At 40.0% G+C, this 15,035-nt stretch carries 15 protein-coding genes; 2 read left to right on the forward strand and 13 right to left on the reverse strand.

Features of this window, described 5'->3' with window-relative positions:
• Positions 1-122: 122 nt before the first annotated feature.
• The 4 genes from HCR01_RS24290 to HCR01_RS24305 all read right to left on the reverse strand — a co-directional run bounded on the left by HCR01_RS24290 (position 123) and on the right by HCR01_RS24305 (position 4,533).
• Positions 123-1,223 (reverse strand): ABC transporter ATP-binding protein, encoded by a 1,101-nt coding sequence (locus tag HCR01_RS24290; protein ID WP_193198652.1) that lies wholly within the window; start codon positions 1,221-1,223, stop codon positions 123-125.
• 8 nt (positions 1,224-1,231) lie between these two features.
• The gene (locus HCR01_RS24295) at positions 1,232-2,113 is read right to left on the reverse strand and encodes a carbohydrate ABC transporter permease (RefSeq protein ID WP_193198653.1); all 882 of its coding nucleotides are present in this window, start codon (positions 2,111-2,113) and stop codon (positions 1,232-1,234) included.
• Positions 2,114-2,189: 76 nt separating this feature from the next.
• Positions 2,190-3,101 (reverse strand): carbohydrate ABC transporter permease, encoded by a 912-nt coding sequence (locus HCR01_RS24300; RefSeq protein WP_193198654.1) that lies wholly within the window; start codon positions 3,099-3,101, stop codon positions 2,190-2,192.
• Between the two features lie 118 nt (positions 3,102-3,219).
• Positions 3,220-4,533 carry an ABC transporter substrate-binding protein gene (locus HCR01_RS24305; RefSeq protein WP_193198655.1) on the reverse strand — a complete coding sequence of 438 codons (1,314 nt, stop codon included), beginning with the start codon at positions 4,531-4,533 and terminating at the stop codon, positions 3,220-3,222.
• 658 nt (positions 4,534-5,191) lie between these two features.
• Here HCR01_RS24305 and HCR01_RS24310 point away from each other — a divergent pair.
• Positions 5,192-5,389, forward strand: a complete 198-nt coding sequence (locus HCR01_RS24310; protein ID WP_193198656.1) for a DUF2811 domain-containing protein — start codon at positions 5,192-5,194, stop codon at positions 5,387-5,389.
• Positions 5,390-5,555: 166 nt separating this feature from the next.
• Here the strand turns inward: HCR01_RS24310 and HCR01_RS24315 are convergent, their stop codons facing one another.
• The 9 genes from HCR01_RS24315 to HCR01_RS24345 form a co-directional block, all read right to left on the reverse strand.
• Positions 5,556-6,689 (reverse strand): putative CRISPR-associated protein, encoded by a 1,134-nt coding sequence (locus tag HCR01_RS24315; RefSeq protein ID WP_193198657.1) that lies wholly within the window; start codon positions 6,687-6,689, stop codon positions 5,556-5,558.
• A gap of 90 nt (positions 6,690-6,779) precedes the next feature.
• Entirely contained in the window at positions 6,780-8,693 is a 1,914-nt protein-coding gene (locus tag HCR01_RS24320; RefSeq protein WP_193198658.1) for an RAMP superfamily CRISPR-associated protein, read from the reverse strand.
• 5 nt (positions 8,694-8,698) lie between these two features.
• Positions 8,699-9,106 carry a hypothetical protein gene (locus HCR01_RS24325; RefSeq protein ID WP_193198659.1) on the reverse strand — a complete coding sequence of 136 codons (408 nt, stop codon included), beginning with the start codon at positions 9,104-9,106 and terminating at the stop codon, positions 8,699-8,701.
• Positions 9,082-9,918, reverse strand: a complete 837-nt coding sequence (locus tag HCR01_RS24330; protein WP_193198660.1) for an RAMP superfamily CRISPR-associated protein — start codon at positions 9,916-9,918, stop codon at positions 9,082-9,084. Before HCR01_RS24330 ends, HCR01_RS24325 begins: the two co-directional genes overlap by 25 nt.
• A 15-nt stretch (positions 9,919-9,933) precedes the next feature.
• Positions 9,934-10,905 carry a type III-B CRISPR module-associated Cmr3 family protein gene (locus HCR01_RS24335; RefSeq protein WP_320073170.1) on the reverse strand — a complete coding sequence of 324 codons (972 nt, stop codon included), beginning with the start codon at positions 10,903-10,905 and terminating at the stop codon, positions 9,934-9,936.
• Complete coding sequence (locus HCR01_RS40510) at positions 10,899-11,042, reverse strand: hypothetical protein (protein WP_320073171.1); 144 nt, start codon at positions 11,040-11,042, stop codon at positions 10,899-10,901. The genes HCR01_RS24335 and HCR01_RS40510 overlap by 7 nt, the downstream gene beginning before the upstream one ends.
• Positions 11,030-11,719 (reverse strand): Cas10/Cmr2 second palm domain-containing protein, encoded by a 690-nt coding sequence (locus tag HCR01_RS39005; protein WP_226889593.1) that lies wholly within the window; start codon positions 11,717-11,719, stop codon positions 11,030-11,032. The genes HCR01_RS40510 and HCR01_RS39005 overlap by 13 nt, the downstream gene beginning before the upstream one ends.
• Positions 11,720-11,761: 42 nt before the next feature.
• Entirely contained in the window at positions 11,762-12,679 is a 918-nt protein-coding gene (locus tag HCR01_RS39010) for a type III-B CRISPR-associated protein Cas10/Cmr2 (protein WP_226889594.1), read from the reverse strand.
• 246 nt (positions 12,680-12,925) lie between these two features.
• Positions 12,926-13,915, reverse strand: a complete 990-nt coding sequence (locus HCR01_RS24345; protein ID WP_193198661.1) for a CRISPR-associated protein Csx3 — start codon at positions 13,913-13,915, stop codon at positions 12,926-12,928.
• A gap of 218 nt (positions 13,916-14,133) precedes the next feature.
• On the opposite strand from HCR01_RS24345, the gene HCR01_RS24350 reads away from it, so the two are divergent.
• Positions 14,134-14,991 (forward strand): Rpn family recombination-promoting nuclease/putative transposase, encoded by an 858-nt coding sequence (locus HCR01_RS24350; protein WP_193198662.1) that lies wholly within the window; start codon positions 14,134-14,136, stop codon positions 14,989-14,991.
• The last annotated feature ends 44 nt before the right edge of the window (positions 14,992-15,035 follow it).

Here is a 15,035-nt window from a genome sequence, read left to right on the forward strand (position 1 = left end):
GGGTGGGTGCTGGACGCCAACACAATTTATATATCCTTGTAAAGTTTTTAAGCACGATGTTCAATATCATAACTGTCATCGGTGTAAGCAAAAATTTTTCTATCAAAGCTATAACTGTAGCACTAGCTCCTCGCATCTAACATTTGCCTCCTGACAAGAGCATGGCCAGATTGAACATCAAACCAGTGAATATCCTCAGAGGGCAATGTCAGTGTAATATCTTTGCTACTCCAATTTTGGTCTGTTGGCAACAAAGCACGTACTATAATCGCTTCAGTTTGTGAACTCTCAACTCTGACACTGACTAAATAGTGCATACCCAAGTTTTCTACTAGATACACTTGCCCTTGGATAGTTTGGGTATCACCTGGTTGGGCAATGCGAACGTTTTCTGGGCGGATACCTAGCACAATCTGAGGTGGTACAGTTGGTATATCTGGCAGAGGCACTTGGAAGTTACCTAGTATTGCGTATCGTCCTTTACAAGGTAGAGTCAGCAAATTCATCTGAGGACTACCAACAAATCCAGCTACAAATAAATTAGCTGGATGGTTATAGATGAGTTCGGGCGGGTCAAGTTGCTGAACATAGCCATCGTTGAGCAAAGCTACTTTCGTGGATAGTGTCATCGCTTCTGTTTGGTCATGAGTGACATAGACCACAGGGACTTTTTGTGCTGCAAAAATTTGCTTGAGGTCGGCTCGGACTCGCTCCCGCAACAGCGCATCCAAGTTACTTAATGGTTCATCTAGTAGGTACACATTGGCATTACGCACTAAGGCGCGACCGACCGCAACACGCTGGCGTTGACCTCCTGACATTTGACCAGGCTTGCGGTTCATTAACTCTTCTAATCCTAAAACTTCTGCTACTTCTGCTACTCGCTGTTTAATTTCTACAGGTGGTACTTTTCTTAGCTTGAGTCCAGAAGCGAGGTTTTCGTACACTGTCATGTGGGGATAGAGTGCATAGCTTTGAAACACCATCGCAATGTTGCGATCGCCTGCTGGCTTATAGGTGACATCCAAATCCCCAATCTTAATCTGACCACGAGTAGGTTCCTCAAGACCCGCAATCATGCGTAGGACGGTGGATTTGCCACAGCCAGAAGGGCCAAGTAACGTAAGAAACTCATCGTTATCTACTGTTAAACTAACGTCTTTGACAGGGACGATTTTAGAAGTATAGGTTTTATTCAAGTTTTTGAGTTCAAGTTTAGCCATTTTTATTTTTATCCTTTGACTGCACCAGCGGTAAGACCTTGGACAATCCGGCGCTGGAAAAACAAAACTAGTAAAACCAGAGGTAACGTCCCCACAACAGTAGCAGCAGCGATCGCACCATAGGGAATTTCAAATACTGTCGCACCACCTAACTGAGCAGCAGCAACAGGAATCGTCTTTAACTCTTCACGAGTCATAAACGTCAAAGCAAAGATAAACTCGTTCCAGGCAAAAATAAAGGTGAGAATCCCAGTAGTCACTAAGGCGGGAAGTGTCATCGGTAGCACGATTTGCCACAGTAGTTGAAAGGTGTTGTAGCCATCGACCCTAGCAGAATCTTCTAAGTCTTTGGGCAATTGTTGGAAAAAGCTTCTGAGTACTAGAATTGTCAGCGGCAAATTGATGGCAGTGTAGGGTATAATCAACGCTAAATAGTTGTTTCCCAGTCTGAGCGCTTGGATAATTTCTAACAGTCCCAAGAACAATAGAATTCCAGGAAATAAAGTCACAATTAAAATGCTTGCGAGGATAACTTTTTCACCCCAAGGGCGTAACCGTGCCAGGGCATAAGCAGCGGGTGCGCCGATCGCTAAAGCTAAAGCTGTAGAAGTAATCGACACAAAGGCACTGTTGAAGATGTAGCGCCAGAATGGACGACGGGTGAATAACTCAATGTAGTGATTGAAAGTGAATCGTGTGGGGAAATAAACAGTAGGAACAGCTGCAATATCTTCGTTAACTTTAAATGAGGTCAGCAATTGCCATAAGGCTGGCGCTAGGCTGAATAAAACTACTGAGGCAATTGCGATTAGCAGCAAGATTCTTTTCAGAGAAAACTTAGTTTTCCCTGTTCGTTTTGGAGTTGTTGAAACTACTTGTGGAGAACTCATGAGTTATATCATGTCCGATTGATTATCTAATGGTCTATGTATGCAAAAATGTAAAAACTCTTTCTCCCCCTGCTCCTTAAGTGGCTCCTGGTGTTCTGGCACGGTACTTGTTAAGCAAGAAACTAGCGATCGCCACCGCAGAAATTAATATTAGAAATGTTACTACTACAAGAGCTGCTCCATAACCAAAATCTAAGTAGCGCATCACCGTGGAGTAGATGTACAACGACACCACCTCAGTAGCACCACCGGGGCCACCTCCAGTCATCACAGCAATCAAGTCAAAAATTCCGAAAGCTTGAGCAAATCGAAATAGGACTGCAATTAAGATTTGCGGCAGCAGCAGTGGCAGGGTAATATTGCGGAAGCTTTGCCAAGTATTTGCCCCATCGACTGAGTAAGCTTCATAGAGGTCTTTTGATATCGACTGTAAGCCAGCTAGCAGCAGAATACTGATAAAGGGTGTAGTTTTCCAAACATCAGCAAATATCGCTGCACTCATTGCCAGAGTTGGATCTCCTAACCAATTAATTCCAGTTTGAATTAACCCCAATCGTAGGAGAAGATCGTTGACAATCCCAAACTGGTCGTTAAAAATCCAAGCCCATGCCAGACCAATCAGAGCGGTAGGCAAAGCCCAAGGTAAAATGGCGATCGTCCGCACTATGCCCCGTCCAAAAAACGCCTGATTAAGAACTAGGGCAATCCCCAATCCTAGCAATAATTCTGAGAGTACGGATACTGTTGTGAACACAGTCGTCGCCCATAAACTCTGCCAAAAACGACCATCCCCCGCCATCCGCACATAATTGTCAAAACCAGAGAATACGGATTGTAGTTCAGTTCCCAAATTCCTGGTAAATACACTTAACCAGAATGCTCGTAAAATCGGGTAGGCAAATACAAACAACAACAGCAGCAATGCTGGTGTTAGTAAGATCCAGGCCGTTCTTTGTTCCCGACTTCGGAGTGTATGCAGATTAGTCATTTGTTATTAGTCATTTGTCATTTGTCAGGAATGAAATGGTAAAGGGTAAAGGGATGAGAAATTACATTAGTATTACTTTCTTGCCGTTTTCCCTTTTCCCTTTCCCCCTCTTATCTCCCTAATCCCTAGCACCTAGCAGTCGGCGCGTTTCATTAGCAGCAGCTTGCATTGCCCGTTCTGGACTTATTCGACCAGATAGGGCGGCGCTGAGATAACGCTGCAAAATATCAGATGTCTGGGCATATTGTGCGATCGGCGAGCGTAAAACTGCATTGTCCACGACCTCCAATAACTGCGGATAGTGGGGATATTTAGCAACAATTTCTGGATTTGTAAACAAATCTCGGCGACTTGGCACATAGCCTGCACTCAAAATGAATCGGCGCTGTGCTTTTTCACTGGTGAAGTATTGAATTGCTTTCCAAGCTTCTTCGGGATGTTTAGAAGATTTAGCAATCCCTATACCCCAGCCTCCTAGGCAAGCCGCTCCAGTCTTACCAGGAGCATGAACCATTGGTTTAATTGCAATTTTGCCTTGAATTGGCGAACCTTTTGCTTGGGCTAAAGGCCATGCATAGGGCCAGCTGCGTAAAAACGCCACTTGACCACTTTGGAACAAACGTCGAGTGTCTTCTTCTTGATAAGTCGTCACTCCAGGAGGAGAAACGCCCTCCCTGATAGTACTACGCAAAAACTCAATTGCTCGTAATGTTTCTGGTCGATCTAGTCCGACTTCAAGTGTGTCAGGATTAACCCAGAAGCCACCAAAGCCATCAAGGACTTCCACAAACATTGCTACGAGTCCTTCATATTGGCGTCCCTGCCAAACATAGCCCCAATTTACCTTGTCTTTTTTCTGCAAGGTTTGGGAAATTTGCATCAAATCCTCGAAGGTTTCTGGCGGTTTCAATCCTGCTTCTTTGATTAAATCTTCCCGGTAGTAGAGCATTCCTACGTCGGAACGCACGGGAATGCGGTACAGCTTGTTCTGGTAACGTCCGCCTTCTACATCCTTGGGTGAAAATACTGCCAACTCCTGCTTGGAGATGCGATCATCTAGGGGTAGCAACCATCCAGCAGCAGCAAACTTGGGCGTCCAGATGACATCCATATTCACTAGATCGTAAGGGGATTCACCTAAGATAAAAGATGAGGTATACAGGTCTTCAAGCAAATTTGTGGCATTCGGCCCCTCTACCAAGTTAATGCGAATGCCTGGATTTTCAGCCTCAAAGTCTCTAATCAAACCCTGCTTCCAAGGTTGGGCATCAGGGGCAGTAATTAACATACTGAGGGTAACTGGTCGCTGCGAGAGTGCTACCCAATTGAACAATATGATACCAAACAGAATGGCCAGAAAAATCCCCACAGACAAAAAATTTTGTTTTTGGATTAATTTTTGCAGCTTGTTTATTGGGTTTTGGTACAACATTATTAATGTAGCGATCGCTAATAGGAATAATTATATAGTTATCTATGAAGGCAACTGTGTTTAGTACCTATTTACGAGGTGTAACTATCTCTATTACTTACTGTTTGCGGTTTTCTTTCCTGATTATACTCTCCCTGTAGTAACAAAAGCGGTTGACGAAGTTGAGTTTCTTAGGGAATTGTAACGCCGAAGATCATAGATTTGGACTTTTTGTAATTCTTATCATTAGCTGAACTTTTCTTAACTTATTCCACAGACTTTCCACAGCTATTTCATCTGTTTTCCACAACCGCTTTACAAGCTAATAAGCTTTCTTTACACTACTGGGGATTTTGTCTCACAGGGTCAAGCATTCTGAGTTACTGAGTTACTATTTAGTAACGTAACAAATATATAGCTGCAATCCTGATTCTGCTGTAAATATTTATTTTTTCTATAGTTATGTTTAATATTTTGTAGCATTGACAAACCTACCCCCTCTGGCTGCACAATAATTCGACTAGCTTTTATAATCCGTCGAACTGGCAGCATCAACCGTATAAATTTACTCAAGTATTATTACAGGTTGTTCAGGAACCGAAGGACGGTGTGAAACAGCTTCAAATTACTCAATTGTGCTATTTGTCCTGATTAATTTGCTCTCTAGAAGCAAAATCTTATGAAAGCAACAGTTAACATTTTGACAGCCATCCCGGAATCATTGCATGAATCCCTAAAAGTTTATCTAGAACAGCATCCTGATTGGGATGAAAACCGAGTAGTGACGGCGGCGATATCTCTTTTTCTGCTGCAACATGGAGATGGCGATCGCCGTGTTGCTCAAGTTTATTTAGAAACTCTGTTTCATCGCTGCTAAATGAGAATTAGTATTCAGATGGCAATGGTCATCAAATTTTAGATTTTGCGGAAAGTTGCGTGGGCGGCTGTGCCGACTTGAGCAGACTTTCCAAGACGGATTGATTCCACAGATAAATCTGCTTGCTCTATACCATCAAGGAATTGTCGGTCAAAATATCAATTAACTAAGGATTATTGTTGACTTCTGGTTCTAAACCATAGCGACGTAATATCAATTTTCCCTGAGAAATAGTATTACTAACCCGTGTATCTTGAGTTACTCGAAAATGGTCGATATTTCCCTTGTTAACATAGCGGTCATACTGTATTCCTCCATGTTGCCGAAGAATTGCAGTGTCACCATTTGACTCATCCAATAAACGTGTCACTGCCGCTAGAGTTTCTTGTAATTTGACTCGTTTAAATTTTTCTCTAACTCTGTTATGGTCAGCCTTAAAAGTATCTTGATATTCTAATCTAGAGAAGTGGATTAAATCACCAGAAAGCAAGTCACCTTTACACTGGTTCCAAATCAGTTGTCCCCAGGTTGAAAGTGTCATCTTTCCATCAACTTCCCCTAGCATCGTTTCGGGAATTCCTGCGGTTTCATCGGTAGAAAGTCCCACACCAGCATTTAATAAGGCTAGTTGCATGGTGTAGGGTTTAATTAAAGAAGTATCCACAGAAATTGGTAAACGGGGAATTGTAATTAAATCAGATTTTTCTCCTTCAAAAATGTAAATTATCTCATCTGCATAAAACATTCCAATAGTGTTGAGATAACCTTGTAAACTCTTGAAACCACCTACCAAATTAAAACAAATTTTATATTTACTTTCCTTCAAGGGTGGAATATTTTCTTGCAGCCAAACAATCAAGGCATCAATTCCCATAGAAAAGGCTTCGGTGCTAGCAGTAGAAAGACCGCTGGGAGAATAGATATTAGTATTAGTTAAACCTTGTTTTCTGAGAAAAGTTTCGACAATTTGAGCCGAAGTTTTGCCTTGGACTGTATCGGTAGCAATGAGATAATGGCAATCTTCTTTACCCTTGGTCAAATCCTCTTGATAAATACCATAAATACCATTTAATTCCGCACTTGCACGACGAATTTGAGGAATTTTTGCACTAGATAATTCTGTATCTGCTCTTTGTTTAAGAGTAGTAATAATATCTTTGATACTTTCTGGTGTTTCCTGCTCATTAAGATTAGCTGTATCGCGCAGATGCGAATACCAATCTTTTTCTGCCGGGTTTGCGCGATTAATTTGATTGGTGAGTAAACTAGTACCAATGGTAGATAAAATTACGCGACGCATGATGTTTTTAATTGATTATTTATACTTGTTAACTATTGCCTTAAAAATCATTTTATTTAAGGAAGAATTTTTTTACTGTATTCTTCATCCTTACCCAACTCGCTTCCATTCTGCCTGAAAAGCAAGCCATTCAATCAGCGATTTTGCTTCAGCACATCCTTTGGGGAAAATAGTAATTAATTCTATGTATTGGTCATTTTTTAAAGGATACATTCGATGCCAAAGTCTACCAATCTGGGTTGGATCAGGTGATTTTTGTTTATCTTGGAGTCTACCAGTTAAGGATGTCCGATAAATATTAGGTCTAGTAGAAACTGGATTTATTGGCTTTGCAGGTCTTTGGAATGCTGAAGGTTTACTTTGGTTTTGTGGTTTGTTTGGTGGATTGTGATAACTACCCTTTTGGGGTTGCTGATTTCCTCCTTGTTTAGAAGAATGCAACCAGTGAATAACCTTAGAATCTACTGCATTTTTAGCAATTATTCCCCATACTTGTACATTTTCTTGATGCCATGCTTCGCGCCATTCTGTTACCTGTGTTGCTTGATTTTGCTTTTTATTAGGTCTAGGTATTGGTTTGTTGAGTTGTGGCTGTTTAGGGATATTTGATGTTGCTGTCGAGTTGTTATTGAGTGGCTGGGTAGTTATAGATTGTATCACCTCATAACCTCTTTTTACCATCCATTCTTTTGCTGCTTTGAGTATTTCTTTAATTAACGTTGTCGCATCATCTAAACTTTGATTATCTAAACTTTTAATTGGATTATTATCATCTACCCAATTCCAATGGCAACCAATTATATGTTCAGTGTATTTTGGGTAGAATATTCGATGGTCAGCGCGTCGCCAAGATTTACCAAATCCACCGAGTAGCATTGCAAACTGAGTTAACTTTTCTACAAAATTTTGTAAGTAAGGACGATGTTTAAAATTTTCTAGCTTTCCTAATAGTAACCAAATTAATTTACCGCTGACATCATAAACATCACTATCATTAACAAAATCTGGGTTTTCTTGATAAAATGCCATTCCCAACAATCCTATTTTTTCTTTTCCTGGGCGAATACCTCCAAATAATTCATCAACAATATCTTCAGCTTGATTTGGATTTAAACCGCCAAATATTCGTAGTGCATGACCTCGTAATGCAGCTCGAAAAATATTTGGTCTAAATTCAAATTTTTTATCAATAAGTTTAGATGATGCACCTTTTCCATGCAGTTTTACTTGGTAAAGAACATCTCCTGTAATTTTATCTGCTAATCCATATCCACAACTAACTCTGCACCCGATACCGAAACCTAAGGCCTTTTCCCAAATATTCCAAATCTCATCCCAGTTAATTTCTTTTAGCTGACAAGAAATACCAAATTTAATGGTGGGTTTGTACAAAGAAATTAACGCAAAAGCACTTTCATTTTTTGGTTTATTAGTAGTATCTAATGTTTGAACTTGCCATTGTTGCTGCGGATGCACAATATCTAATAGATTTTCCTGCCATTTATTAACTGGATAACCACCATGAAAACGGAGGATACCGGGTTGAGAATCACCCTCTTTTAATTTTGCACCACAATAGCGATCGCAAGTTCCCAAAGAAAGTCTCCCGGCTTCTTCTTCTCGTCTGCAAGCTTCTCTAAAAGCTCCTTTCATACTGCTACCGGGATAATATGGTAAACCAGATGCAGCAATTAACGGCCGGATAATCCGGTCATCTTTACCACCATTAGTCACAAATCGCCAAGAAATTTTGTATTGCTTAGTTTGAAATTGGGTAGTCTCTTTAGCTAAGTCATCATCCAATAAAGAATTACGAGAATTTTTGCTCTCCGATTGAGATTCTAACCATTGCTTTACCCAACGTTCAGAATATTGTTCTTCTGTTTCTAACTCTTCTTCTTGGGCAATCTCCTGCAAATCTTTTGGCCCATAAATGCGATGTAACTGGCAACGTTTTTCAAGTTGCGCTCGATACATTAAGGGTACGTCGTTTTTGTCAGGCATAATAATTATTGTTTTGCGTCGTTTTTATATCGTTGTGTCCACCACACCATGCAATCGCAAAGTTGCGTTAAAACTGCTAGTGCAATTTGTTGGTCTTCACGTTTTAATTGCCATAATTTATCTGCCATTTTAGCAACATCATCATGTTTAGGTAACTTGACTTCTGCTTTTTCTAAAGTTTCGGCTAAGATATTCCAAGTTTCTTTCCAATATATAGCTAAAGCAGGCGAGTCTTTTTCATGACGTTTGGCTTCACCCCAAAATCTTTCTAATCCATAAACTACTGTTTCGCGCATTTTATAGGATTCTTTAAAAGCTTGTTTGCTAGCTTCTCTAATTCCTTGATCTTTTTCCAGAGCATTTTTGACTAATTGCCTAGCTTTTTCATCTAAAGCGTATGGCTTCCAGGACATAATTTGTACTCCTTTGATGCTAATTTGACATGACAACGACCGAACCCAATCGATTCCAAACCGCCAAAATAAAGGTCTTGGGATGTTTGATTAACAAATGGATGCCAACCTGCATCTTTAATAGCAATAGGAAATATCAAAATGCTACTTTCTGGTAAAGCTTCTACTCCAAAGAAATTTTCTACTTTTTTGACATCGTTCTCTAACTTAGTACGAGTTTGACGGTAAAGCGCCATGTCATGAATAATGCCGATTTCGGTATCATCAACCACGACTAAGTTATCTAGTTCAACCCCTTCAGGAACCCAATCAGATAGCTGTGGATTTGGGGTTAAGTCGTCCAAAAAGCCTAAATTGAAGAAGAGAAATTTGCGATCGCGTTTGAGTTTCGCATTTCCAGCTTCGGGTAGCTGTGCAAGTTTTGTTTTACCGTTTTCTGTAACCGTTGGTTTTCCTGTAATCTGCTGATAGCGCTTCAGCAATCTACGACATGTCACCCAAACAATCGGTTGACCAGGACAAAATACGGGAAGCCATACCAAAGAAGCATATTCAAACTTTACTAATGCTTCTGTTGTGGTGTTTTCCTCTCTCGATATGGCTTCATGACCGTACCATTGGCTTTCACTTCCCTGGGAACGCGATCGCATATCTGCCCGAAATCTACCCCGAATCGAACTACCAGGAATAATCCCTGTTTGGGTGAATTGGTCGCGGAAAATTAGGTTAAGATTTCCAGTTTCTTCCCCCGCACTTGCTCCAATGTGCAGAGGTGCTAAAGTTTCAATAATGCCGTATGCTTTTTGATACATTGATATTACTCTTGATTAATTACCTGTACTCGCTAAAGGTAGTGCCAATCCAAATCCCCAACGCTTCAAAGAAGGGCCTTCTTGAGGAAACCAATTAACATCCCAATCTTGCCAGGGTTGATTTATTGGTTTTTCTAAAACGTAAACAGTACCCGCAGGAACGGCATAGCGTCCCCTTGAAAGTAACTTAGTTTCACCTTTACCCCCCAAACGGTAACGGAAGGGTATGGGACGTTCTGTGAACAGTGCTTTTAGTTTCCAAACATTTTTTTCTTGGCTTTCTGGTTCTGGTTGTTCATAGAAAGCCTGATCACGTTTTTCTAGGTAAACAGGTTCTCGCTGCGATAACCGATTAGAACCCCAAACCGCAGGTGTAATTAGGGCAAAATTGTTTTCTATAGGTTGCTGGAAAAAGCTAGCGATCGCATTGCCAATCGGTTCGCATCGCACATCAACCAGATGCCCCTCACCACCAAAGCGATACCAACCAGGTTCAAGTTTGGTGTTGGACAAGTAAACTAAACAAGTACCAGTTTCCATCTGCACGGAGTTTTCGAGAAATAAACTCCCCTGTTCTTGATGATTTCTGATGACGTGTCGTTCATCCTGTTCCAAACGTGGATGCAAGTGTGCTAAAAACCGCCAAGGATTTTTCTTGATTTCCTTTGGCTTCTCCCAGTCATTAATGGCTAACCAAGTATTACTCTCATATTTATCAGTTGGAGTTTTATCTTGTTGATTTAGCCATGCCTCCTTTTCGTTGTTCCAACTCAGTTTATCAACGATTTTTCCATCTTTAACTAGATAGTTGCGTGGAGTCGGTATGTAAAAGTTCTGTTCATCTGAAATTACTTCATCTACATTCCCCCAAAATGGCCCTGCTAACATCAAATCGCGGATGTCTGCGTTTTTACCTTGAGAAGCTGCAAACAAACCCGATAGAGTCGCAGCACTAGGGGGAAAACTACTACCAGAACGTCCTACCAAGTTTTCTGTGAGAGAAATCTTCCCGAACTACCGTAGAGTAGACCCAAGGGTTCGATAATGATGAGATATTCAAAGGGGGAACGGGGAGGAAGGTATTTTTCTTTAGATGTGTTATCTGCGGTTTCTACTGCTGACATAGGTGAAATCCAACTTTGGCAAGGTTAATAATCCAGTTAGTTAAAGCTTTGTTGACTTTAGTTTGGTCGATTTCTTCGGAATTTTCTTTGTAGTACAGATGCTTTGCGCCTAAAACCCCGGCTTGAGTCTGTGTCAAATCTGCTTTAGGTGGATGCAATTGCTTGTGTCTGTCTGTAAATACATTTACATAGTTGGGAAAATATATTTCCAGTAAACCTAATGCAACATCTAAACCATTGCCATCGAAAGCATGACGGGATTCTAAGACAGCGACATCATTGTATATATGCGTCCAATTTTGTTTCTTTTCTCTATCCTGGTAACTCGACAGTAAACCAGTTTCTAAAAGCCACCAGGGACACACCCACTCTAAGCAATTACCGTTATTAAATAAGATGCGGAAAGCAATGCGATCGCGTCCATTATTTTTGGCAGATTTTTCCGCATCCCGACAGTGTTGCAGTACATCCCGTTGAGGAATACCGGGGAAAGCCCAAACAAAACCAACGCTGACAGTTATTTTCTTTTTATTGGCTTCATTTCCATGCCAAATTTTCGGTTTAAAATCTTTAAACCAATCAACACAATACCTTGGTTTTAATTCCTCTTTTGAATCTTCATTATCATAAAATACACCTAAAAAATCATCGCCTCCAGCATAAATAACTCGACCCATTTTCAACGGTCTATTTTTGAACCATTTACCCCAATTTCGCATTTATTGACTAAAATCATGAGTCTTTTCTGGGTATTGTTTCAAATATTCACCAGCTTGATCGCCATCCCCTTGAAACCATCCTTGAAAACCTCCATTCTCTTTGTGTCGATTTAAATCTTTGAAAGATGATGGTTGTAAGTCTGTTGATATCTGTTGTATTTCCTTAATTAATGGTTCAATATTTGCCTGATCTTTACCGAATTTATCTTGAAAACTTGCAATTAACTGATTAGAAACACTCTCATAGGTAATCATCCGCTTAATTAACTCAGGAATACTAAGTTGTTCCTTTGGATCGATAAATGATTCCCCTAATTTCTCGCTGAGTGCTTCATAAAAAGCTGTGACATCTTGCTTTTCTTGCTGGTAATTATAATTGCGAGGGTCGGAAATTTTACCGAGTTTTGGATAGGCGATCGCATCTGTACCAGAAAGAGTAGAACTCTCACCTTGCCAGTTTATCCCAGTCCAATCGCGCCAACGTTTTTTCTCATTTAATTTTTCCCTGACTTCACTTATAGACTTACCATCTTCTCCTTGAACCCAAAAAAATTCCCATGCATATTTTGTCCACAAACCCCAACTTCTTTTCCAGGGTTTGTAATCACCTGGAACATTATCTTCAACCCATTGACGACAAGTTTCTGTAACACATTCCCAAGCTGTTAAGAATGCTGATTTAGCTTTGTTTTCTGGGAAATCACCCTTAATAATAATTTGATTGGGCATTCCTTGAGTGATATTTATGGAAGCTGGCGAAACAACTTCACAATCATGTTGTTTTGCCGTGTTACAGATTACCCATGATAAGTAAGAAAGTAGATACGAACTCCCATATAAATCTCGCAACTTCCGCGATTTCTCAATAAACCCCTGCACCGGAGCAAAGGTAATTACAGTGTAAATTGTATTTGTCATATAAGGTGAAGATATATCTTTTGGCTCCCTTACCATGCTGAATTTTTACTAAACTTTGTAAAACTTTGTAATTTCTATAATTCCTTAATTATTGCAAAAAATGCTGATTTTTAGATTTATATGACAAATTTACAGCTAAAGAACTTAGATAAATCTAGAAGTATTACGTATTACTTTAGTCTTATTTTTGACAGAACAATACCTGCTTATGATTAATTTAAAATTTCATATTTATTGAAGCTTTTCTTAACACTTCGTCAAATGGATTAAAACCTCAGCTAATGCTTGCACCATCGGACGAGTTGATAAGTCTTCTCCCCGCTTCAAACCATGCACCCTACCTGTAAGTAAAGGAGCTTTTTCTAGTAATTCGCTTGTATTTTCTTGCCAACCATCAGCAAACCAAACTTCGTCTGACACAGCATCTAACTGACTGTGAATTTTCACAATAATTTTCAGTCCCAAGGCTTGACAAAATTCTTCCCACTCTGCAAATTTACTTACATTTCCTGAAAGAATAACTGCATGGGTTGCTGGCTGCATAATTGTCTTATTTTCTGGTGAAGTTTTGCCGCCAACATCAATAATATTGATTAACTGGTTTGCACTTCTCACCCATTTCACTGCTTCTTGTGCAAACTCTGGGGTTACATCTGCTTTATTATTACGCTTGCAGTCCTTGGCTACTGACTTATTATTTTCATAAGCTTCTTGATGCCAAGACCCTTCTCCATCAGGACAAGCGGTGATTACATAGGGATAAGGTGCGCCTAAATTACCCAAAATTGCTCTTTTTAAACCATCTCGCAAACAGGATTTCCCCGATTGTGGTGGCCCGCATAAGACTACTTTGATGATAGAACGCTCTTTTTGAGATTCTTTTGTTTCAATCAAATCTCCTACTTGATATTTTGCGGAACCGTGTGCAGAGGTGACTATATAGGTTTTATGTCTGATAGCACCATCTGGCGTACTGATTTTACTACCTAGTTTAGGGTCGAGGACGGCGACTACTTCATATAAATGCACAAGTTTGTGAGAAAGGACATAAGCAACAGGAACAGATTGCGGCCCGTCGATTAAAATACGCTTTCCTCCCGGAATTTCCCCCGAATCAATCATTTGATTTAATAATTCTAGAGTGTCTCGGACTATGCGATCGCCCTGTGCAGGAAGGTTACGATTAAACCCAACGTGCAATACCTCACCTTGTAACCTGATTTGGTAGCTGTGCATACTTGGTTTTTCAATATATCTTCTCACGATAAATTTAATATTACAGACTTGGTGGAATACGCTTATTCCATTCCCAGTTTAATTTTGGATTTGAGATAAAAATCACGCGATCGCTTTTTCTATGAATAATTTAATTATTGTTTATTTACAATAAATATTTAAATGTATCCATCATCTCAAGTTAATATGAGTCTCCGGCTAAAAGTGCATCTATAACAATGCCAAAACCCGCAGATACAAGCACAAAAAAACTAATTAGCCTAGCCCCCGATAATTGGGTGCTATGGGTGACAGATATTCCTAATATCAAAGCAAGTGAAATTTTATCGGGGGAATTTCAATGGATAAGTAGAGAAAGCGATGTATTAATTCGAGTCACAAGTTCCGAATATGGAGAATTTATCGTATTAAACGAACTGCAATTACGCTATAGTTCCAAAATGCCTCGTCGAATGCGTTCCTATGCCGCACTCGCAGAAGAAAAATACGAATTACCGACTTACCCGGTGTTAATTAATATCCTGCCAACAAGCGATATAGAAATACCCACAAACTTTACATCCAATCTAGCCGGATTAAGGGCTATTCAAGATTACCGCGTAATTAATTTGTGGGAAGTTGATGTTAAAGTTGCTTTCCAACAACCTTTGCCATCATTACTTCCATTTGTACCAATTCTTAAAGGAGGAGATAATGAGTCTACAATTAAGGAAGCACTGCAAATTTTGCGCCGGAATGAAGACTTAAATCAACTGGAGACGGTTCTAGCGTTTTTTGCTACCTTTGTATTAGAGAGTGCCGTAGTTCAAGACATTATGAGGTGGGACATGGGAATTTTACGCGAATCACCTTGGTATCAAGAAATATTACGTGAGGGAGAAGCACGCGGAGAAGCACGCGGGGAAGCACGGGGAATAATTACCAGTATCGAAATAAATTTAGAAGCAAAATTTGGCAATCGGGGTTTAGAATTGATGCCAAGGATTAAGCAAATAAATGATTTAGAGCAATTGAAGGATGTTTTACGCACCATAATTACAACAAGTGCGATCGATGATTTGCAACAATTTTTATGACGATATTTGTCACAACTCAACTCCAATATTTGGGGCTGAAAATT

The sequence above is a fragment of the Nostoc sp. MG11 genome (assembly GCF_014904695.1).
Lineage (GTDB): Bacteria > Cyanobacteriota > Cyanobacteriia > Cyanobacteriales > Nostocaceae > Komarekiella.

Coding starts and splice junctions, on each gene's coding strand:
- HCR01_RS24325 (WP_193198659.1), bottom strand. CDS start 9,106: ATGTCCTGGAAGCCATACGCTTTAGATGAAAAAGCTAGGCAATTAGTC.
- HCR01_RS24315 (WP_193198657.1), bottom strand. CDS start 6,689: ATGCGTCGCGTAATTTTATCTACCATTGGTACTAGTTTACTCACCAAT.
- HCR01_RS24320 (WP_193198658.1), bottom strand. CDS start 8,693: ATGCCTGACAAAAACGACGTACCCTTAATGTATCGAGCGCAACTTGAA.
- HCR01_RS24330 (WP_193198660.1), bottom strand. CDS start 9,918: ATGTATCAAAAAGCATACGGCATTATTGAAACTTTAGCACCTCTGCAC.
- HCR01_RS24350 (WP_193198662.1), top strand. CDS start 14,134: ATGCCAAAACCCGCAGATACAAGCACAAAAAAACTAATTAGCCTAGCC.
- HCR01_RS39010 (WP_226889594.1), bottom strand. CDS start 12,679: ATGACAAATACAATTTACACTGTAATTACCTTTGCTCCGGTGCAGGGG.
- HCR01_RS24345 (WP_193198661.1), bottom strand. CDS start 13,915: ATGCACAGCTACCAAATCAGGTTACAAGGTGAGGTATTGCACGTTGGG.
- HCR01_RS40510 (WP_320073171.1), bottom strand. CDS start 11,042: ATGTCAGCAGTAGAAACCGCAGATAACACATCTAAAGAAAAATACCTT.
- HCR01_RS24295 (WP_193198653.1), bottom strand. CDS start 2,113: ATGAGTTCTCCACAAGTAGTTTCAACAACTCCAAAACGAACAGGGAAA.
- HCR01_RS24305 (WP_193198655.1), bottom strand. CDS start 4,533: ATGTTGTACCAAAACCCAATAAACAAGCTGCAAAAATTAATCCAAAAA.
- HCR01_RS24310 (WP_193198656.1), top strand. CDS start 5,192: ATGAAAGCAACAGTTAACATTTTGACAGCCATCCCGGAATCATTGCAT.
- HCR01_RS39005 (WP_226889593.1), bottom strand. CDS start 11,719: ATGGGTCGAGTTATTTATGCTGGAGGCGATGATTTTTTAGGTGTATTT.
- HCR01_RS24290 (WP_193198652.1), bottom strand. CDS start 1,223: ATGGCTAAACTTGAACTCAAAAACTTGAATAAAACCTATACTTCTAAA.
- HCR01_RS24300 (WP_193198654.1), bottom strand. CDS start 3,101: ATGACTAATCTGCATACACTCCGAAGTCGGGAACAAAGAACGGCCTGG.